18 protein-coding genes and 1 pseudogene are annotated in these 17,385 nt (G+C 66.7%); 9 read left to right on the forward strand and 10 right to left on the reverse strand.

Annotation, left to right across the window (positions count from 1 at the left end; translation table 11 throughout):
* Nucleotides 1–8 precede the first annotated feature (8 nt).
* On the reverse strand, nucleotides 9–2,177 hold the full coding sequence (locus OLW90_RS03095; protein WP_319651307.1) for a helicase-associated domain-containing protein: 2,169 nt from the start codon (nucleotides 2,175–2,177) through the stop codon (nucleotides 9–11).
* Nucleotides 2,178–2,238: 61 nt separating this feature from the next.
* Between OLW90_RS03095 and OLW90_RS03100 the strand changes: the two genes are divergently transcribed.
* Complete coding sequence (locus OLW90_RS03100; protein ID WP_319651308.1) at nucleotides 2,239–2,430, forward strand: hypothetical protein; 192 nt, start codon at nucleotides 2,239–2,241, stop codon at nucleotides 2,428–2,430.
* 57 nt (nucleotides 2,431–2,487) lie between these two features.
* Here OLW90_RS03100 and OLW90_RS03105 read toward each other — a convergent pair whose 3' ends face one another.
* Nucleotides 2,488–3,240: a resuscitation-promoting factor Rpf1 domain-containing protein gene (locus OLW90_RS03105; protein WP_319651309.1), complete on the reverse strand. Its 753-nt coding sequence runs from the start codon at nucleotides 3,238–3,240 to the stop codon at nucleotides 2,488–2,490.
* 343 nt (nucleotides 3,241–3,583) lie between these two features.
* On the opposite strand from OLW90_RS03105, the gene OLW90_RS03110 reads away from it, so the two are divergent.
* Nucleotides 3,584–3,964, forward strand: a complete 381-nt coding sequence (locus OLW90_RS03110; RefSeq protein ID WP_319651310.1) for a cold-shock protein — start codon at nucleotides 3,584–3,586, stop codon at nucleotides 3,962–3,964.
* On the opposite strand, the gene OLW90_RS03115 is transcribed toward OLW90_RS03110, so the two are convergent.
* Nucleotides 3,961–4,500: a DUF2771 domain-containing protein gene (locus tag OLW90_RS03115; protein WP_319651311.1), complete on the reverse strand. Its 540-nt coding sequence runs from the start codon at nucleotides 4,498–4,500 to the stop codon at nucleotides 3,961–3,963. The genes OLW90_RS03110 and OLW90_RS03115 overlap by 4 nt on opposite strands.
* Nucleotides 4,501–4,544: 44 nt before the next feature.
* On the opposite strand from OLW90_RS03115, the gene OLW90_RS03120 reads away from it, so the two are divergent.
* The 3 genes from OLW90_RS03120 to OLW90_RS03130 are packed head-to-tail and all read left to right on the forward strand — an operon-like array spanning nucleotide 4,545 to nucleotide 7,471.
* Nucleotides 4,545–5,243: a DUF3027 domain-containing protein gene (locus tag OLW90_RS03120; protein ID WP_413464484.1), complete on the forward strand. Its 699-nt coding sequence runs from the start codon at nucleotides 4,545–4,547 to the stop codon at nucleotides 5,241–5,243.
* Nucleotides 5,244–5,269: 26 nt separating this feature from the next.
* Nucleotides 5,270–6,679, forward strand: coding sequence for an NCS2 family permease (locus OLW90_RS03125; protein WP_319651313.1), 1,410 nt, complete (start codon nucleotides 5,270–5,272; stop codon nucleotides 6,677–6,679).
* A 3-nt stretch (nucleotides 6,680–6,682) separates the two neighbouring features.
* The gene (locus OLW90_RS03130) at nucleotides 6,683–7,471 is read left to right on the forward strand and encodes an RNA methyltransferase (protein ID WP_319651314.1); all 789 of its coding nucleotides are present in this window, start codon (nucleotides 6,683–6,685) and stop codon (nucleotides 7,469–7,471) included.
* On the opposite strand, the gene OLW90_RS03135 is transcribed toward OLW90_RS03130, so the two are convergent.
* The 6 genes from OLW90_RS03135 to serC form a co-directional block, all read right to left on the reverse strand.
* Entirely contained in the window at nucleotides 7,416–9,545 is a 2,130-nt protein-coding gene (locus OLW90_RS03135) for an FtsX-like permease family protein (RefSeq protein ID WP_319651315.1), read from the reverse strand. The two genes, OLW90_RS03130 and OLW90_RS03135, sit on opposite strands and share 56 nt — an antisense overlap.
* Before the next feature lie 3 nt (nucleotides 9,546–9,548).
* Entirely contained in the window at nucleotides 9,549–10,229 is a 681-nt protein-coding gene (locus OLW90_RS03140; RefSeq protein WP_319651316.1) for an ABC transporter ATP-binding protein, read from the reverse strand.
* Nucleotides 10,226–10,729: a PadR family transcriptional regulator gene (locus OLW90_RS03145; protein ID WP_319651317.1), complete on the reverse strand. Its 504-nt coding sequence runs from the start codon at nucleotides 10,727–10,729 to the stop codon at nucleotides 10,226–10,228. Before OLW90_RS03145 ends, OLW90_RS03140 begins: the two co-directional genes overlap by 4 nt.
* A gap of 87 nt (nucleotides 10,730–10,816) precedes the next feature.
* Nucleotides 10,817–11,614 (reverse strand): DUF6928 family protein, encoded by a 798-nt coding sequence (locus tag OLW90_RS03150; protein WP_319651318.1) that lies wholly within the window; start codon nucleotides 11,612–11,614, stop codon nucleotides 10,817–10,819.
* Nucleotides 11,611–12,318, reverse strand: a complete 708-nt coding sequence (gene sepH / locus OLW90_RS03155; protein WP_319651319.1) for a septation protein SepH — start codon at nucleotides 12,316–12,318, stop codon at nucleotides 11,611–11,613. The genes OLW90_RS03150 and sepH overlap by 4 nt, the downstream gene beginning before the upstream one ends.
* A 41-nt stretch (nucleotides 12,319–12,359) precedes the next feature.
* On the reverse strand, nucleotides 12,360–13,460 hold the full coding sequence (gene serC, locus OLW90_RS03160) for a phosphoserine transaminase (RefSeq protein ID WP_319651320.1): 1,101 nt from the start codon (nucleotides 13,458–13,460) through the stop codon (nucleotides 12,360–12,362).
* Between the two features lie 165 nt (nucleotides 13,461–13,625).
* Here serC and OLW90_RS03165 point away from each other — a divergent pair, with 165 nt between their 5' ends.
* Together OLW90_RS03165 and OLW90_RS03170 are read left to right on the forward strand one after the other, a co-directional pair.
* A complete protein-coding gene (locus tag OLW90_RS03165; RefSeq protein WP_319651321.1) occupies nucleotides 13,626–14,921 on the forward strand; it encodes a citrate synthase in 1,296 nt (431 codons plus the stop codon).
* A 121-nt stretch (nucleotides 14,922–15,042) separates the two neighbouring features.
* Nucleotides 15,043–15,402 carry an FKBP-type peptidyl-prolyl cis-trans isomerase gene (locus OLW90_RS03170; RefSeq protein WP_319651322.1) on the forward strand — a complete coding sequence of 120 codons (360 nt, stop codon included), beginning with the start codon at nucleotides 15,043–15,045 and terminating at the stop codon, nucleotides 15,400–15,402.
* Nucleotides 15,403–15,412: 10 nt separating this feature from the next.
* Here the strand turns inward: OLW90_RS03170 and OLW90_RS03175 are convergent.
* Nucleotides 15,413–16,084 (reverse strand): annotated as a pseudogene (locus OLW90_RS03175) (DUF1906 domain-containing protein); the annotation flags it as partial.
* Nucleotides 16,085–16,124: 40 nt separating this feature from the next.
* On the opposite strand from OLW90_RS03175, the gene OLW90_RS03180 reads away from it, so the two are divergent.
* A complete protein-coding gene (locus OLW90_RS03180) occupies nucleotides 16,125–16,925 on the forward strand; it encodes a thymidylate synthase (RefSeq protein WP_319651323.1) in 801 nt (266 codons plus the stop codon).
* Nucleotides 16,925–17,380: a dihydrofolate reductase gene (locus tag OLW90_RS03185; RefSeq protein WP_319651324.1), complete on the forward strand. Its 456-nt coding sequence runs from the start codon at nucleotides 16,925–16,927 to the stop codon at nucleotides 17,378–17,380. Before OLW90_RS03180 ends, OLW90_RS03185 begins: the two co-directional genes overlap by 1 nt.
* Nucleotides 17,381–17,385 lie beyond the last annotated feature (5 nt).

A 17,385-nucleotide genomic window follows, 5' to 3' on the forward strand; every position in this document is an offset into this window, starting at 1 on the left:
TGACCTTTTTATGGTACTAGTTCCACGGAGGTCACGCGGTGCAGGCCGATGCGGTGCGCGGTGCCGGTGGCCGGGTCCATTGCGTCTATGTGCCCGGCGGTGATGCGCAGGGGCCGCAGCGCGCGCCGCACCGCGTCCCCGTGCGCGTCCACATACTCCACGGTCACGGTGCGCGCGCCCCGGGCCGCCGCACCCAGTACCGCCACATGATCCTCCTCCTCGGGGGCCTGCGGGGCGCCCTCGGCGGCAAGGAGCTTATCGACGACCCCCGCTATCTTCTCCTCGGTGAGTTCCGGGGCGGCGGCGCGCGGCCGACGCCGCGAGCCCGAGGCGGTGATCCGCGCGGGTTCGGGGCGCAGATCAATGCTGATGCCCGAGGCATCCTCCGCGGCCGGGCGGAAGCCCGCCGCCTGCAACTCCGCGATGACGTTCCCCAGCGGCACCTCGGAGATCGCCACCGTGGGGGCCAGCGCGCGCAGGGAGGCGCTGGCGTGAACGGCGGCGGCGAGAGTGGTGGGGTCCTCGCAGCGCACGTAGCACAGCGCCGTCCCGCCGCGCAGGGCTCCGTGGCGGGTACCCATCTCCTCGACCAGATAGGTCAGCGCCTGCGGCAGAGGGCCAAGGGAGAGCCGATTGAGGAAGTCGAGGAGATCCCGGGCACTGCGCCCGGCGTCGAAGGCCCGGCGCACCGAGGCCTCGCTGAAGCGATATACCGAGGCCAGCCCCGGCGATTCTAGGTCCGCCATGAGGCTGAGCTCCGCCTCAACCCGGTATTCCAACGGGCCGGGGGCCAGGGCGGTCATGTCCGCTTGAACGATCACCTGATGGACGGTGGCGGGTACCAGATCGGCCAGATTGGCCTCGGGGCGAATGAGCGCGGTGGCGGCGGTGTTTGCGTTTTCTGCGGCGGCAGCAGTGGCAGTGGCAAAAGCAGAGGTGGCAGAGCCACCCGCCAGGACGCCCAGCCACTCGGCCTCCTCGCGCAGGTGGGCCCACGTCTCCGGGCCTATGCCGCTGGCGATCACGGGAGCGTGGAAGAGCGCGGCGCTGGCGGCCTCGACCTCGCTGAAGGCGGCGGGAGCGGTGGGAGCGGCGAGATAGGGGGCGAGCATGATCCCGCGCAGGGTGGGTAGACGGGGGTCCTCCTCGTCGAGAATCTTCTCTTCCGCCCAGTACGCCCAGCGCGAGGAGCGCCACCCGGTGACTAACAGCGTGAGGCGCTGGGCGGGTTCGGCCGCCAGCCAGGTATCCGCCTGCGGGGTGGGGGCGAGGTAGGAGTGATCCTCCTCCGGGAGGCGATCGGGCTCGCCGGCGTCCAGCAGGCCCGTGGCCTGCGCCAGGCAGAGAAGCCTTTTGGCCAGCGGCACCTCGATATGAAGATCGCGGGCCAGGCGGCGGGTCTCTCGGATACCGATTCCCCCGGCCCGCAGCAGCACCAGTGGGCGCTCGCCCAGCGCCGCGATGACCTGAGCGATCAGGCGCACGGCGTCGAGGCCGGCGGAGACTCCGGCCTCGTCCACGCCCCGGGTATCCTCCAGCGGCCTCCCGGTGGGTGGGGTCAGGGGAATGTGCGCGGGGCTGGCCCCGCGCAGCACCCGGCGCACCGCCAGGGGCAGGCGCACCGTGCGCTCGTCCACCCGGATCACTAACCCGGCCTCCACCAGGTTCTCCTCGCGGGTGAGCCCCATGCCCGCAGAGGAGGCCAGGGTATCGAGCATGGCGCGTCGGGTGGGATCGAGCCGGTCGAGTCGGTGGCCGATCTCCTCCTCGGTGAGGTCGGTATCGCCCAGGAGCCGCCAATCCGGGGACAGGCTACCCAGGACCTCCTTGAGGAGCATGACCTCCCCGTCCCCATAGAGCAACCCGGCTTCCGCCAGGCGTTGAAGGGCCGCGGCGGCGCGGTCGGCCCCCAGGTGCGGTTCGAGGCGGGCGAGGATGCGGCCGCGTTCCACCGGCTGAAACTCCGCGCCCAGATCAGCGGCGGCCTCGGCGGCGGAGAGTTCCGCTGCGGTAAGGCGGCGCAGGACGCGAGCCACGGAGGAACGAATCCGCAACCGGGTGGCCAGGGAGGCCACCGTGGGTGGGACGGGCAGGGCGGTATCCGGGCGCAGGCGCAGGAGTGCCGCGAGTTGCTGCGGGGTGCGGGCCTGGAGCCAGGTCTGATAGGAGAGGGGCATGGGTGTAAGGGAGGGGTAGCGCAGAGTTACCTTTTGCGGGGAACTTTGACAGAATAGGCGTATGTCTAAGGTTGAGAAAAAAGGGTACGTCGATCCGGGCTGGCCGCAGCACTTCGAGGGTGAAGGCCATGTGGTAACGGAACTTATTGGCCACTACGCCGGGGCTTTCAGCCCCTTTGGCGATGAGCTTTCGCTCCCGATCCCGCAGGAGGACCTGGGGTACGTCCACCCCTATACCCGGATCAATAAATAGGGAACGTACAAAGGTGGGGCCGCTGTTATCGCAACAGCGGCCCCACCTTTATCTGGATTAGAACAGGGTGATGATCTGCTTCAGGGCGGACTCCAGGGAATCCGTGCCCTCGGCCACGTACTGATCCAGGCCGGTCTCCGCCAGCACGGGCTCGATGACCTCGGAGGCCTCGGCGTAGAAGGCGTCCGCGTCATTGGAGTACTGGAAGAACAGGTCGGTCAGTTCCTCGGGAACCTCCAGTCCGGCCTTTTGCAGGGCGGTGAGGGCCAGGAAGTAGAGCTGGGTGGCGGGAGAAAGCGCCTCGCCGGAGGAGATCTCGGTGATGGTCACCTGCTCGCTCGAAGCCTGGGGGATCGAGGCGAAGTTCTCCGGCACGGAGGGAGCCTCGGCGGGCACGGCCTCTACCACCGGGGTCTCCGCGGGTGCGGAGGGGGCGGTGCGCTCGGTGGGGGCGGAGTTCAGGCCCAGGCGCTGGGAGCAGGCGGGCCATGCGCCCCAACCCTGGCTGGCCAGCACGCGCTCGGCCACCACGATCTGCTCCTCGCGGGTGGCCTGGTTGGCGGTGGGGGCGAACTCGCCGCCGCCGTGAGCGGTCCAGGTCTGCGGGTGGAACTGGAGGCCGCCATGGAAGCCGTTGCCGGTGTTGATGGACCAGTCGCCGCCGGCCTCACACTGGGCGAGGGCGTCCCAATCGGAATCCGGGGCGGCGGAGGCGGCGGGGGCGATCAGGGCCGAGGCGGTGCCCACGGCGATCGAGCCCAGGGCCAACTTGGCAAAGATGGAGCTGGTCATGGCGGTATGGCGTCCCATGGTCTGAGTTTTCCTCTCTGTGGCGCTTTACGCCGTTGAATGGATGAGATCGTGGTACCCGGTGGCACACTCGTTCACAATCAGGCGGCCCGCCGGGGAGGCGAACCGCGCCTGGGGATAGAGGCTAACGATTTATAACGTTTTTGTCACGTTTTTCTGGCCGTGGCGCGATTTTTTCTCGCGGGATGGGTGCTGGATGGGGAAACGGCGCTGGTGAGGGGCGTGAAGAAAGATTGTATGATGTGCGTCACGTAAAAGGTGCGGTGGTGCGGCTGTGACTTGCGGGGTGTATGATGTTTTATTTCGTTAAAAAGTGGTGCCAGAAAGAAAGAGGTGACTGCTCATGCCCGTAGGAAAGATGAAGTGGTACGACGCCGAGCGGGGGTTTGGCTTTGTCTCCAACCCCGGTGACGAGGACGTCTACGTGGGCAAGCAGGTGCTGCCGGAGGGGGTCACGGAACTCTACCCCGGCCAGCGCATCGAGTTTGACTTCGCCTCCGGGCGCAAGGGCCCCCAGGCCCTGCGCGTCAAGGTGCTGGATAAACCCCGCAAGCCGCACCACCGATACAACCCCGATCAGCTCAATAGCATGATCGCGGACGTGGTTTCCCTCCTGGAGGCCCGCGTACAGCCGGACCTGCGTGCCGGGCGCTTCCCGGATCGCAAGACCGGCCACCAGGTCGCGGAGATCCTGCGCGCCGTGGCTAAGGAGCTGGACGCCTAATCGCGCGGAACCTCGGAGTTACCTACGGACCACACGGTGGAAAAGGGCGTGGGCTCCCCCTGATCGTCCGTGCCGATGAGCGCGGAGTTCACCTCCACCACCATTAGGCGCGGGCGGGGGGCACCCTCCTCGGCGGGATCGACGGACCCGGGCACCGTCACGGACTTTTGCTGGTGCCCCTCGTAGATCGTCTCGTCGTTATAGGCGGGGTCATCGTAGATGGTGAGCAGGCTCCAGTGGTGGTCATACACCGGCTCGGGGAGGTCCAGCACCAGCTCATCGTTTTCTCCCACCGCCATCGTGGGCACCTCCCCGCCCTCGCAGGTGGCACCGACCTCGCACACCATGTACGGGGAGAGATCTTTCTTCTCCTCGCCCACGGTGGCGGTGAGCTGAATATCCTGCGGCTCGGGGTCGGGGCGGTCATTCCACCACGTTTGGAACAAGTACAGCGCCACGATCACGATCACCACGGTGATGAGCAGCGCGAGGATCTGCACCAGGGAGCGGTGCTTGCCTTTCTTTCTTGTGGCCATAAAAATCCAGTCTAATTAGTTCGGTGGGGTGCCGGTGGGCGATAATGGGCTTCGTGCCCACCCAACGATACGGAAAGAAAGATCGCACAAAGAACCCGCTGTTCTCGCGGCAGGCTACCGACGTCGCCGCCGAGGCCCTGGCCGAACTGGGGGAGGAGGCCGGAAGTCACGTGGGGGTGCAACCCGTAGACCGCCACGCGGCCATCCATCGCTTTGCCGCCGATATTCCCGGCTATGCCGGCTGGGAATGGCAGGTGGTGGTGGCCTGCGCGCCGGGCAGCCGCAAGGTGACGGTCAATGAGGTATCCCTGGTGCCGGCCCCCCACGGGGAGGCGCTGCGAGCACCCAAGTGGGTGCCCTGGGCGGAGCGCATTCAGCCCGGGGACCTGCACCCGGGCGATCTCATGCCCCCGGAGCCCGGCGATAGGCGCCTGACCAAGACTCCGCAGGGCTATGAACTCAGCGAGGCGGGCTTGAAAGAGGCGGTGCAGCGCTGGCGCACCGGGGACTTCGGCCCTACCAGTGAGTTCGCGGAAAAGGCCGCCCTGCACTGCGGAAACTGCGCCTTTTATCTGAGCATCGGGGAGCAGTGGGGCAAGAACTTCGGGGTGTGCGCCAACCAATACTCCGCCGACGGCCACCTGGTGCACGCCTCCTACGGGTGCGGGGCGCACTCGGAGACGCCACAGGAAAGCTCGCGCCCCACGGCGCGCGCCTTTGACGACGAACGCCCGATTTTTTAATTCATCACCGCACGAGAAAGCACACTATGGCTACCACCTTGGATCGTTACTTTCACATCACCGAGCGCGGCTCCACCCTTGGCACCGAGGTCAGGGCGGGCGTGGTCACCTTCTTCGCCATGGCCTACATCGTGGTGCTCAACCCGCTGATCCTGGGCACCACGGCCGATCACACCGGCACCACTCTCGGGATTCCCCAGGTGGCCGCCGCCACCGCCCTGGCGGCGGGCGTGATGACCATCGCCTTTGGGCTGATTGCCCGCTATCCCTTTGGTATTGCCGCGGGCTTGGGCATTAACACCCTGGTGGCCGTGACCCTGGTGGCGGGGGAGGGGCTGACCTGGCCGGAGGCGATGGGGCTGGTGGTGCTGGACGGCATCGTCATTGTGATCCTGGCTGTGAGCGGCTTCCGTGAGGCGGTGTTTAACGCGATCCCGGCCCCGATGAAGGCCGCCATCGGCGTGGGCATCGGTGCCTTCATCGCGCTGGTGGGCCTGGTGGACGCGGGCTTTGTCACCCGCGTGCCGGACGCTGCGGGCACCACCGTGCCGGTGGGGCTGGGCACGGACGGCTCGATTACCACCTGGCCCACCTTCGTGTTCGTGCTGGGCGTGCTGCTGTGCGGGGCGCTGGTGGTGCGCCGGGTGCGTGGCGGATTGTTCATCGGCATCGTGCTCACCACCGTGATCGCGATGGTGGCGCAGGCCCTGCTCAAGCCCACGGAGGATTGGTCGCTCGCGGTGCCCACCCTCCCGGAAACGCTCGGCGGGTTGCCGGATCTCTCCATCGTGGGGCAGGTGGATCTCTTTGGGGCCTTCGCCCGCATCGGTGCGCTCTCCGCCGCGTTGCTGGTGTTCACCCTGGTGCTGGCGAACTTCTTTGACGCCATGGGCACCATGACCGCGCTGGGCAAGCAGGCGGGGCTCGTCGATAAGCAAGGGAACCTGCCCAACCTCAAGCGTGCCCTCATCGTGGAGGGTGCGGGTGCCGTGGTGGGCGGCGCGGCCTCGGCCTCCTCGAACACCGTCTTTGCGGATTCTGCGGCGGGCGTGGGCGATGGCGCGCGCACCGGGCTGGCCAACGTGGTCACCGGCCTGCTCTTCCTCGCCGCGATGTTCCTCACCCCGCTGTACTCGATGGTGCCCATCGAGGCGGCGGCCCCGGTGCTCGTGGTGGTGGGTGCGATGATGATGGCGCAGGTGCGCGATATTGAGTGGGGGAGCTTCGAGGTGGCCTTGCCCGCCTTCCTCACCATCCTGGTCATGCCCTTTACCTATTCCATCGCCAATGGCATCGGGGTGGGATTTATCACCTTTACCCTCATGTCCGTGGCGGCGGGCAAGGCGCGGCAGGTGCATTGGATCATGTGGCTCGTCTCGGCGCTCTTTGTGGTGTACTTTGCCGTGGATCCGATTATGACGCTGATTCAGGGATAAACCATGAGAATACGCATTGATGATCCAGCCGACCCCCGCCTGGACGATATTCGCCACCTCAACACCGAGCGCACGGACCTGGTGGTGGCCGAGGGGCCGCTGGTGGTGGGCCGCCTGCTGGAATCCGCCTACCCCGTGCGGCAGGTGGTGGGCTTTCCCACCAAACTCGACGCCCTGAGCGTGCCGGAGGAGATCCCGGTGTACGAGGTCAGCCGGGAGACGCTGGCGGCGGTGGTGGGCTTTGATATGCACCGTGGCCTGGTGGCCACCGCCTCGCGCGTGACCGAGCGAACGCCCGCGCAGGTGCTCGATGGCGCGCGCACCGTGGCCGTGCTGGAGGGGGTGGGCGATCACGAGAACATCGGCGCGATCTTCCGCAACGCCGCGGGCATGGGCGTGGACGGGGTGCTCTTTGGCAACGGCTGCGCCGATCCGCTCTACCGGCGTTCCGTGCGCGTTTCCATGGGGCACGTCCTGCGCCTGCCCTTCGCCCACTTTGATGGCACCTTCACCACCTGGCAGCGCAGCCTCGACGAGGTGCGCGAGGCCGGGTTCCGGCTGGTCTCCATGACCCCGCACCCCCAGGCCGTACACCTGGCCGAGGCCCTCGACGGCGCGGAGAAGGTGGCGCTGCTGGTGGGCGCGGAGGGGCCGGGGCTTACCGAGCACGCCATGCGGGCCACCGACGTCCGCGCCCGGATCCCCATGGCCCCGGGCACGGACTCGCTCAACGTGGCTACCTCCGCCGCGATCGCGTTCTATGAGAGGCAGCGGCAGTTATTCCACCGCTAGCCCAGCCGAGCAGCGGCACCGCGATGAGTAGCAGCAACCACAGCGACCACGGAACATCCCCGGCGGAGCCGCCTCGCGCCAGGAACTGAAGGATCAGGATGGCGGCGAACCCGGAGAATACCCCGATGACGGCGATGAGCAGGGATTGCATGGCCGCGATCCGGGAAAGCAGGCGCGGCGGGGCGCCGATGGCCCACATGATGGAAAGATCCGCGCGCGTCTCGCCCACGGAGAGCACGGCGAGCAGGATCATCACCGCCAGGCAGGCGATCGAGAGCAGGGTGAGCGGGATGATGTAGTGCTCCCGGAGCCGGTGGAGGTGATCGGGGAAGAAGGAGACGTCGATGAGTTCCTGATTGGTGCGCCGAGCCGAGAACTCCTGGCGCATGGTGAGTTCCTGGGTGGGGAAGAAGAGGGCGCGATCCAGGTAGGTGCGCTGCCCCTCGCGCGGGGCGGTAATCTTCCCACCGAACTGGCTCTCCACCACCTCGCCGCGCTCCAGGGCGCGCTGGGCCTCGGCGATGCCCTCGGCGTCCAGGTCCGTGGTGGTGTAGCGCAGGTAATCGGGCAGGCGTGCGGGTTCGATGACCTGGGTGCTGTCATCGAGATCCCGGTACACGTACACCGGTGGAACCCCGCCGATGGCCTGGGAGAGCTCCTGAATCTCCTTTTCCACCGGGGCGCTATCGGCCAGGTACGCCTTTGCCTGTGCGTTCACCACGGGCGTGGTGTGGCTTCCGTCCCCCTGAACGTACTGATAGGGGCTGCCCAGGGACATCGCGCCGATGACAAAGCTTAAGCCCAGGATCGCGGCGATCGCGGGGGCGGTGCGGTGTACCTGCCGGAACAGATCGCGCAGGGCCAGGCGCAGCGCCACCGGCCCCCGCGCGGCCCACCGGGAGAGCAGCCACAGCAGCGCCGGGGTGCTGGTCACCGCGCCGATGCCAAAGATGCCGTACCCCATCACGGCCCAATCGGAGGCGGAGATGGCCAGCAGCAGCCCGAGCAGCAGGAGCACCGGGCCGAGGATCATGGGCCAGCGCCAGCGCAGGCGCGCCTCGGACTCCGAGCGCAGGCGCGCGGCCTGCACCGCCGGAATCACGGCGGCGGCCAGGGCGCAGAAGAGCGAGGAGACGATGGCCACGAGGATGATGTCAAAGGGAATGACAAAGCCCGTGATGAGGTAATCACCCAGGGCGGCGGTGAGGAAGAATCCCGCCACGCCGAGCGCGAGGCCGGAGACGATGCCCGCCGTGGCGATCATGAGCGCCTCCAGATAGAGCGCCCAGCGCAGTTGGGCGGGCACGGCACCGTTAATGCTCAGCAACCGCATGGAGTGGTACTGGCGGCGGGCCGCCACGGCGAAGATCGGGGAGATCATGGCCGCCAGCACGATGAGGGCGAGCAACCCGAGGGTGACCAGGCTGGCGGCTTCAAAGGCGGTGGAACCGCTCAGAATATCCCACACGAGGGTGGAGGGCTCCGGCCCGTCCACCATGACGGGGTGGGACTGGACGTCCGGGGTGCTGAGCTCCAGGTTGGGGTTGGGGCTGGACCACTCCACGTAGTCGGGAAAATCGGCGGAGACGATCTCCTCCATCGGCACGGAGAGCCGCAGGGCGGAGCCGTCCTCCTCGAGGCTCACGGCGAAGTCGCGCGGGGTCTCCTCCCAGGGGGCCTGAATCTCCACGGCATCGCCCTGCCCCACACCCAGGGCGTGGGCCATGTCCTCGGAGAGGTTGAGGGTATCCGCGCCGGTGGAGGAGTACACCACGTTCAGGTACGCCGTGGTATCCCCGGAGTGCACGGTGGCCAGGGTATAGGCCTTGACCATCAATTCCTCGTCGGGGAGCACCGCGCGGATCCGCTCCATATCGGTGCCGGTGCCCTCCTCCGCGAGTTCGATGCGGGAATGCTGATCGCCCAGGAAGTACGTGGAGCTGGTGTTCACAAAGCCCAGCAGCGTGACCAGGGCGATGGGCAGGGCGAAAAAGAGCACGGCCACCAGGGAGCGCCAGGGGTGCTTGGCGACGTCGCGCCGGGCGAGACGGGCGGGAACGGTTAAACTAGGCATGATTTACTCCTCTCCCACCACGGCGCCATCGCGCAGGTAGATCGTGCGATCCGCCCAGGCGGCAAAGCGCGGCTCGTGGGTGACCAGCAGGCACCCGGCCCCGGCCTCCACGCGGCTGCGGATAATCCTCATTACGGCCTCGCCGGTGGCGGTGTCCAGGGCCCCGGTGGGTTCGTCGGCAAGCAGGAGCCTGCGTTCACCGATGAGCGCGCGGGCGATGGCGATGCGCTGAGCCTGCCCGCCGGAAATCTCGGCGGGGAAGCGATCCGCCAGGCTGGTCAGTTCCAGTTCCTCCAGCGCCGTCATGGCCTGCTCGCGGGCCTGCGTGCGCTTAGTGCCGCCGAGTTCCAAAGGCAGGGCGATGTTCTCCACGGCGGTGAGGGTGGGAATGAGGTTGAGTTCCTGAAAGACGTAGCCCACGTGTGTGCGGCGCAGCTGTGTGGCGGCGGTGGGGCTGAGGTCCGAGGTGTCCACCCCCTGAATGAGCACCCGGCCGGAGGTGGGAGCATCGAGCGTGCCCGCCACGTTGAGCAGGGTGGACTTGCCGGAACCGGAGCGGCCGGTGATGGCCACCAGTTCGCCCGGTTCCAGGGAGAGGGAAACGGAATCGAGGGCGGTGACGGTGGTGGGGCCGTCCTGGTGGAGTCGGGTGACGTTGTCCAGCGTGAGGGCGGTGGGGTTCATTGCGGTTCTCCTTGAGTGGGGTGGGCCTCGATCAGATCAATCCAGCGCAGCTCGGCTTCGAGCTCCAGGATTTGGCGCTCGCATAGCAACCAACGCGCGCCGGGGGCAGCCTGGGCCTTGTCCCTGATGAGTTCGCGCAGGCGCTTCATGGTGGCTTGGCGTTGGGCATCGAGTATCTCGGTGAGGGAGACCTCTGGGTTGAGGGCGGCCATCGCTACCTTGATGACTAAGCCATCGCGTTCGTTGGGGGTCTTGTTTTCCGGCTGCTGCCACCAGCGGTGCAATTCGGTGCGTCCGGCGGGTGTGAGGGCATAGGCCTCGGGGGAGTCCCCGGTTTTTTCCACCAGGCCATCGCGCTCTAGGCGCTTGATGGTCTGGTACACCTGCCCCACATTGACGGGCCAGGTGCCGGCGGTGGAACTTTCAAAGGTGCTGCGCAGTTGCCCCACGGGGCGGGGGTGCTCGGCCAAGAGGCTGAGCAGGGCATTTCTTATGCTCATAGGCTACCTCCTCGGTGCTTACCGAGTAAGTTACCGGGTAACCTTGGGTTTGTCTAGGCCTCCTGGGAACTTTTTAAGAGCGGAGGGCTAGCGCCGGAACCTCCACCACGAGCGCAGGCGGCGGGTAATCCCCTCCGCCAGGCGGGCGAACTCGTCGCCCTCCTTGTGCCGCTCGTAGTCGTCATACTGCTTATTTGCCGGGCTCAGCCCCAATTTGGCCGTGGCGTCCGCCGCCCATTCCTCCATGCTCATGCGGCTGCCGCTGGGCTCGTCCACCCGGGGTTCCGGGCGTCCGTCGATGGCAAAGCCCGCCACCTGAATATCCGGCCCCTCGGGGGAGACGTTTACCCCCAACCACGAGCGCTGCGCCTCGCGGGCCAGATCCGCCGGGATGAAGGGTAGGGCTATGCCGCCGGGTTGGTCGGCGCGTTCGCCCGCCCAATAAGGCCCCTCAAAGGCCTCGGGCAGGCCAATATCCTCGAATAACTCCTCGCGCCGGGCGCCCAGGCTGCGCTGCAACGTCCCCTCGTGCCAGTGGGCAAAGGCACCAAAGTCCCCCTCGCCGGCGCTAATGGCGTACACATCGCGCGCCGGAATGGAGGTGCGCAGGGAAGCGTCCAGCCGGGAGAGCCGAGAGGCATCCTCCACCAGCGTGTGCACCAGCGCCACCCCGGGAAAGGCCGCGATGTAGAACTCCCCGCGCGAGGCGGGGGCCGAGCGATTAAAGGGAAACTGGCCAATCGGCGTGACTGGCCAAGAGGGATTGAGCTGGGCCAGGTACTTCCGGCCAAAGCCGCGATCGGCGCGCGGCTCCCCCGCGAGCACCGAGGCGGGATCGGGAGCGGAGACGAACCACAGGGTCACCGGCTTTTCATACATGCTCATGACCGGGGGCGCTTGGTGTTCGTGCGCACGCCCAGCAGCACGTCCTCCCAGTGCGGGGTGACGGCCTTGCGGCGCTTCTTTGCCGGTGCGGGCGGTTCTTCCTCCGGCTCATTCACCACGGGGGCGGGTTCCTCCGCCACCGGGGTCAGGCGCGGGGGACTCATCAACTCCGAGGCCAGGGGATTGCGCGCCACGGTGGTGGCCGAGGAGGTGGTGTGATTTTGCAGCGTCCACTCCGCGCGGTGCTCGCCCCAGGTCACCACCACCACCCACTGCCCGGCGGCCTCACGGTGGGCGTCCCAGGTGCTGGTGGAAAGGTCCTCGCCGCGCGCGGCCAGGGCCGTGGCCAACACCTCCCAGAGGCTCAGGCGTGCCGGGCCGTCCTCGCGCACGGGGTGGGAGTTCTTGGCCAGCTCCGCGATCCGTGCGCGTTCCAGCAGCACCGGGTGGGCGTAGGGTTCCACGCGGGCCTCGGTAACGCCCATCTGCTCCGCCACCTGGGCGATGGTGGCCCCGCCGCGAATCCGATCCTGAATATCGCGGGGGCGCAGGGGGAGCGCGCGGGTCTCGCCCTTGTCCTCGGTGGATTTGAGCATGGCACGCACCTCATCGACGGCGAGGCTGAAGCGTTCCCCCTCCGGGGACTCGCTTAGCACCAGGGTGGTGCCCGTGGATTCGCTGCGGACAAGGTGCAGCTCGCGCATCTGGCCTCCTTGGGATGAAGTGCTCACCACACCACTGTAACTTAGATAACCTCGGCTTCCAGGATGGCGTCGATAGCCTTGGTCAGAGTCACCACGTCCTGCGGCTCGATGGCGGGGAACATGCCCACGCGCAGTTGGTTGCGGCCCAGTTTACGGTATGGCTCCACGTCCACGATCCCGTTGGCGCGCAGGGTGGCGGCGAGCGCGGCGGCGTCGATAGTCTCATCGAAGTCAATAGTGCCCACCACCAGGGAACGCGCGGCGGGGTCGGCCACGAAGGGGGTGGCGTGCGGGTGCTGCTCCGCCCAGGAATACAAGGCGCTTGACGACGCCGTGGTGCGCTCCACCATCGCGTCCAGCCCGCCCTCGCGCAGCATCCACTGCACCTGCGCGTCCAGCATGAGGAGGGTGGCCACCGCCGGGGTGTTGTAGGTCTGGTTCTTGCGTGAGTTCTCCACGGCCGTCTGAAAGTCCAGGAACGCCGGAATGAAGCGATCCGCATGGAGCCTGTCGATCCGCTCAATGGCGGCGGGGCTCATCGCGGCGAGCCAGAGGCCGCCATCGGCGGCAAAGCACTTCTGCGGGGAGAAGTAGTACACGTCCGCCTGGGACATATCCACGGGCAGGCCGCCCGCGCCGGAGGTGGCGTCCACCACCACCAGCGCGTCCCCCTCGGGGCGCTGCACCGGCACCATCGCTCCGGTGGAAGTCTCATTGTGTGCCCAGGCGATCACGTCCACGCCCTCGATCGGCTGGGGCTGCGGGGCGGTGCCCGGGGCGGCCTCGACGATCGCGGGGTCCTGCAACCAGGGGGCCTTGCGGGCGGCGGCGGCGAACTTGCCGGAGAACTCGCCATAGGTGAGGTGGCCCGAGCGCTGCTCGATGAGGCCAAAGGTGGCGGCGTCCCAGAAGGCGGTGGCCCCGCCCAGGGACAGCACGATCTCGTAGCCCTCGGGGAGATCGAACAGGGAGCCAAGGCCCTCGCGGATCGAGCCCACCACGTTTTTTACGGCGGGCTGGCGGTGCGAGGTGCCCATGATGGTGGGGGCGGAGAGGGCGTCGATTTGCTCCTGGCGCACCTTGGAGGGGCCGCAGCCAAAGCGGCCATCGCTGGGGAGGAGCTCGGGGGGCAGGGTGAACATGGGCTGACTTTCTATCGGACGGACGGAATGGTTATACCATAGCCCGAAAGGGTGGTGTAGTGGCTATCACAGGGTCTGTTACCCAGTGTAAGGGGGCACCCATCGCCCCAAACTTGATATGAGTGTACGGTTTAGATTGTCCAAGTAATCGAGAAAGGGATAACTGTGGCTACTGACAGCAATGACAAGGCCGTCCTTCACTACCCCGGTGGTGAATTTGAAATGAACATCAAGCCCGCCACCGAGGGCAACTCCGGCATTGAGCTGGGCAAGATGCTCTCCGAGACGGGCTACGTCACCTTCGATCCCGGTTACGTGAGCACTGGCTCCACCGAATCCAAGATTACGTACATCGACGGCGATCAGGGCGTGCTGCGCTACCGCGGCTACGACATCGCCGACCTCGCTCAAAACGCCACCTTCAACGAGGTCTCCTACCTCCTCATCAAGGGCGAGCTGCCCACCGCCGAGGAACTAAGCAAGTTCAACGACGAGATCCGCCACCACACCCTGCTGGACGAGGACTTCAAGGCGCAGTTCCGGGTATTCCCGCGCAACGCGCACCCGATGTCCGTGCTGGCCTCCTCCGTGAACATCCTCTCCACCTACTACCAGGATCAGCTCGACCCGCTGGACGAGGAGCAGCTGGACAAGGCCACCGTGCGCCTGATGGCCAAGGTGCCCATGCTGGCCGCCTACGCCTACCGCGCCTCCAAGGGTGTTCCTTACCTCTACCCGGATAACTCCCTGAACGCGCGCGAGAACTTCCTGCGCATGATGTTCGGCTACCCCACCGAGCCCTACGAGGTAGACCCGGTGATGGTCAAGGCCCTGGATAAACTCCTGATCCTCCACGCCGACCACGAGCAGAACTGCTCCACCTCCACCGTGCGCATGATCGGCTCCGCCCAGGCCAACATGTTCGTCTCCATCGCCGGCGGCATCAACGCCCTGTCCGGCCCGCTGCACGGCGGCGCCAACCAGGCCGTGCTGGAGATGCTGGAGGACATCCAGAACAACCACGGCGGCGACGCCACGGACTTCATGAACCGCGTGAAGAACAAGGAAAAGGGCATCCGCCTGATGGGCTTCGGCCACCGCGTGTACAAGAACTACGACCCGCGCGCGGCCATCGTCAAGGAGACCGCGCACGAGGTGCTGGAGCACCTGGGTGGCGATCACCTGCTCGACCTCGCCATGAAGCTGGAGGAGATCGCGCTCAGCGACGACTACTTCATCTCCCGCAAGCTCTACCCGAACGTAGACTTCTACACCGGCCTGATCTACCGCGCCATGGGCTTCCCCACGGACTTCTTCACCGTGCTCTTTGCCATCGGCCGCCTGCCCGGCTGGATCGCCCACTACCGCGAGCAGCTTGAGATGAACACCAAGATCAACCGCCCGCGCCAGATCTACACCGGCGAGACGCTGCGCACCGTCACCCCGCGCGAATCCCGCTAGGAGTGGCGCGAGGGCCGAGGAGCCTAGTAACCATTTATAATGGTTTCCATGGCTTCTCGGCCCTTTTGCGTATGAATGGGCTGTGAGTTCCTGTACCCAATACCAAGGAGACTTTTATCCAATGGAAAAGCCGCAGATCGACGTCCCGGCTGGCCCTGCCCCCGAGACCCTTCACATCGAGGACCTGGTGGTGGGAGAGGGCGCGGAGGCTCAGCCCGGCGGCACCGTGGAAGTCCACTACGTAGGCGTGGACTTTGAAACGGGGCAGGAGTTTGACTCCTCCTGGGACCGCAAGCAGAGCATCGAGTTCTCCCTCGACCGGCTCATCGCCGGCTGGCAGGAGGGGATCCCCGGCATGAAGGTGGGCGGGCGTCGCCTGCTGGTGTGCCCCCCGGAGCAGGCCTACGGCCCCGCCGGCGGCGGGCACCCCCTCTCCGGCCGCACCCTGGTCTTTGTGATCGACCTGCTTAAGGCTGAATAAGCGGAGCGCGCCACTGACCCCAATCGGTGGCGTACACGTTATTGACGTCCACGGTCACTCCCTCGATCGTGGACTGCCACCCCGCCACCTGATGAATGGTGGCCCTGGGGTGGATTTTTCCGTTTGAGCCCCAATCGTGCTGCCAGAAGAACTCCCCCAGGCCATCGGCCAGGCACCACTCGATCGTGGGATAGTTGGCGTACACGCCCAGCCGGTAGCCTCCCGCCTCAAGCGCGGCCTTGGCGGCGGCGAGGTAGGGGAGAACGAGGCGCTCGTACTCGGCGCGGGAGGGGTTATCGTCGATAGCCATGTAGATGGGGCGATTCCGGGGGCCGCCGGCGGCGGCATGGAAGGCGATGGCCTGGGGAACGTGCTCCGCCGCGCCGAGCGCACCACCGCGCCAGTCCGCCGTCTGCGCCTTGCCGTACTGATACACGCTCGCGGTATCCAGGTGCTGCGTCTCCGCGAGGGTGACCGGCTTGGCCTTCATCCAGGCCTCCCGTGGGCGCGAAACGTAGCGCACCGCGCCGACGTGTCCGGCATTTTTAATGGCCTCGGCGCTAGGAACCCCGGCGGAGAAATCCACCACGGTGCGGTGCGGGGTGGCGGCCAGGGCGCTGGCGCCCGCCAGGGCCACGCCCGCGCCTTTGAACAGAGTACGACGGTTCACGGCTTTCTGCATGGGTATAACTCTAACCGGAACCGGGGTAGGCTTGAGCGCCATGACGATCTCCACCCCCTACGAGGACCTGCTGCGCCGCATCATGGCGGAGGGTACTGATAAGGGCGACCGCACGGGAACCGGAACCACCAGCCTCTTCGGCGCCCAACTGCGCTACAACCTCGCTGACTCCTTTCCGCTGCTGACCACTAAGAAGGTGTACTTCAAAGCCGTGGTGGGGGAACTGCTGTGGTTTCTACGGGGAGACTCCAACGTGCGCTGGCTCCAAGAACACGGCATCCGCATCTGGAACGAGTGGGCGGATAAGGACGGCGAACTGGGCCCCGTTTACGGAGTGCAGTGGCGCAGCTGGCCCACCCCCGGCGGCGGCCACATCGACCAGATCTCCCGGGCGCTGGAGACGCTCAAAACCAACCCGGATTCCCGCCGCAACGTGGTCTCCGCCTGGAACGTGGCGGAACTAGAAAACATGGCCTTGCCGCCCTGCCACCTGTTCTTCCAGCTCTACGTGGCCGAGGGAAAACTGAGCTGCCAGCTCTACCAGCGCTCGGCGGACATGTTCTTAGGGGTGCCCTTTAACATCGCCTCCTACTCCTTGCTCACCCACATGTTCGCCCAGCAGGCGGGCCTGGACGTGGGCGAGTTCATCTGGACGGGCGGGGACTGCCACGTTTATAACAATCACCGTGAGCAGGTGGCCCAGCAACTAGAGCGCGAGCCGCGCCCCTACCCGCAGCTGCGCCTCCGCAAGGCCGCCTCCCTATTTGACTACGACTTCTCCGACATCGAGGTGGTGGGCTACGATCCCCACCCCATGATCAGCGCGCAGGTGTCCGTGTGATGCTCGGAGCGATCTGGGCCCAGGATCGGGAGGGCGTGATCGGTGACGGCCGTGGCATGCCCTGGCACCTCCCGGAGGATCTGCGGCACTTCAAGGAGGTCACCCTGGGTGCGCCCGTCATCATGGGGCGGCGCACCTGGGAATCGCTCCCCATCAAGCCGCTGCCGGGACGGGAGAACATCGTGCTCTCTAGCCGAGCGGCGGGGGAGTGGTCGCGCGGGGCGCGGGTGGCCACGGAGATCCCGGGGAAGGGCTGGATCATCGGCGGTGGGGAGATCTACGCCGCCACCATCGGGGAGGTGGACGTGGTGGAGGTGACGCTGGTGGACACGCGGGCACAGGTGGACACTCCGGTGTACGCGCCCGCCGTGCCCGTAAACATGGTGCGGGTGAGCGATTCGGGGTGGCAGGGCGATGGTCTGCGGTACCGGTTTCTGAGGTACGAGCGCCCATAGAGTAA

This window comes from Corynebacterium sp. 21KM1197 (genome assembly GCF_033783015.1).
In the GTDB taxonomy this organism is placed as follows: Bacteria; Actinomycetota; Actinomycetes; order Mycobacteriales; family Mycobacteriaceae; genus Corynebacterium.

Excerpts from the sequence above, each read along its gene's own strand:
- OLW90_RS03170 (WP_319651322.1), top strand. The coding sequence starts at position 15,043 with ATGGAAAAGCCGCAGATCGACGTCCCGGCTGGCCCTGCCCCCGAGACC.
- OLW90_RS03185 (WP_319651324.1), top strand. The coding sequence starts at position 16,925 with ATGCTCGGAGCGATCTGGGCCCAGGATCGGGAGGGCGTGATCGGTGAC.
- OLW90_RS03125 (WP_319651313.1), top strand. The coding sequence starts at position 5,270 with ATGGCTACCACCTTGGATCGTTACTTTCACATCACCGAGCGCGGCTCC.
- OLW90_RS03105 (WP_319651309.1), bottom strand. The coding sequence starts at position 3,240 with ATGGGACGCCATACCGCCATGACCAGCTCCATCTTTGCCAAGTTGGCC.
- OLW90_RS03140 (WP_319651316.1), bottom strand. The coding sequence starts at position 10,229 with ATGAACCCCACCGCCCTCACGCTGGACAACGTCACCCGACTCCACCAG.
- OLW90_RS03150 (WP_319651318.1), bottom strand. The coding sequence starts at position 11,614 with ATGAGCATGTATGAAAAGCCGGTGACCCTGTGGTTCGTCTCCGCTCCC.
- OLW90_RS03135 (WP_319651315.1), bottom strand. The coding sequence starts at position 9,545 with ATGCCTAGTTTAACCGTTCCCGCCCGTCTCGCCCGGCGCGACGTCGCC.
- OLW90_RS03120 (WP_413464484.1), top strand. The coding sequence starts at position 4,545 with ATGGGCTTCGTGCCCACCCAACGATACGGAAAGAAAGATCGCACAAAG.
- OLW90_RS03100 (WP_319651308.1), top strand. The coding sequence starts at position 2,239 with ATGTCTAAGGTTGAGAAAAAAGGGTACGTCGATCCGGGCTGGCCGCAG.
- serC (WP_319651320.1), bottom strand. The coding sequence starts at position 13,460 with ATGTTCACCCTGCCCCCCGAGCTCCTCCCCAGCGATGGCCGCTTTGGC.
- OLW90_RS03180 (WP_319651323.1), top strand. The coding sequence starts at position 16,125 with ATGACGATCTCCACCCCCTACGAGGACCTGCTGCGCCGCATCATGGCG.
- OLW90_RS03130 (WP_319651314.1), top strand. The coding sequence starts at position 6,683 with ATGAGAATACGCATTGATGATCCAGCCGACCCCCGCCTGGACGATATT.
- OLW90_RS03145 (WP_319651317.1), bottom strand. The coding sequence starts at position 10,729 with ATGAGCATAAGAAATGCCCTGCTCAGCCTCTTGGCCGAGCACCCCCGC.
- OLW90_RS03110 (WP_319651310.1), top strand. The coding sequence starts at position 3,584 with ATGCCCGTAGGAAAGATGAAGTGGTACGACGCCGAGCGGGGGTTTGGC.
- sepH (WP_319651319.1), bottom strand. The coding sequence starts at position 12,318 with ATGCGCGAGCTGCACCTTGTCCGCAGCGAATCCACGGGCACCACCCTG.
- OLW90_RS03095 (WP_319651307.1), bottom strand. The coding sequence starts at position 2,177 with ATGCCCCTCTCCTATCAGACCTGGCTCCAGGCCCGCACCCCGCAGCAA.
- OLW90_RS03115 (WP_319651311.1), bottom strand. The coding sequence starts at position 4,500 with ATGGCCACAAGAAAGAAAGGCAAGCACCGCTCCCTGGTGCAGATCCTC.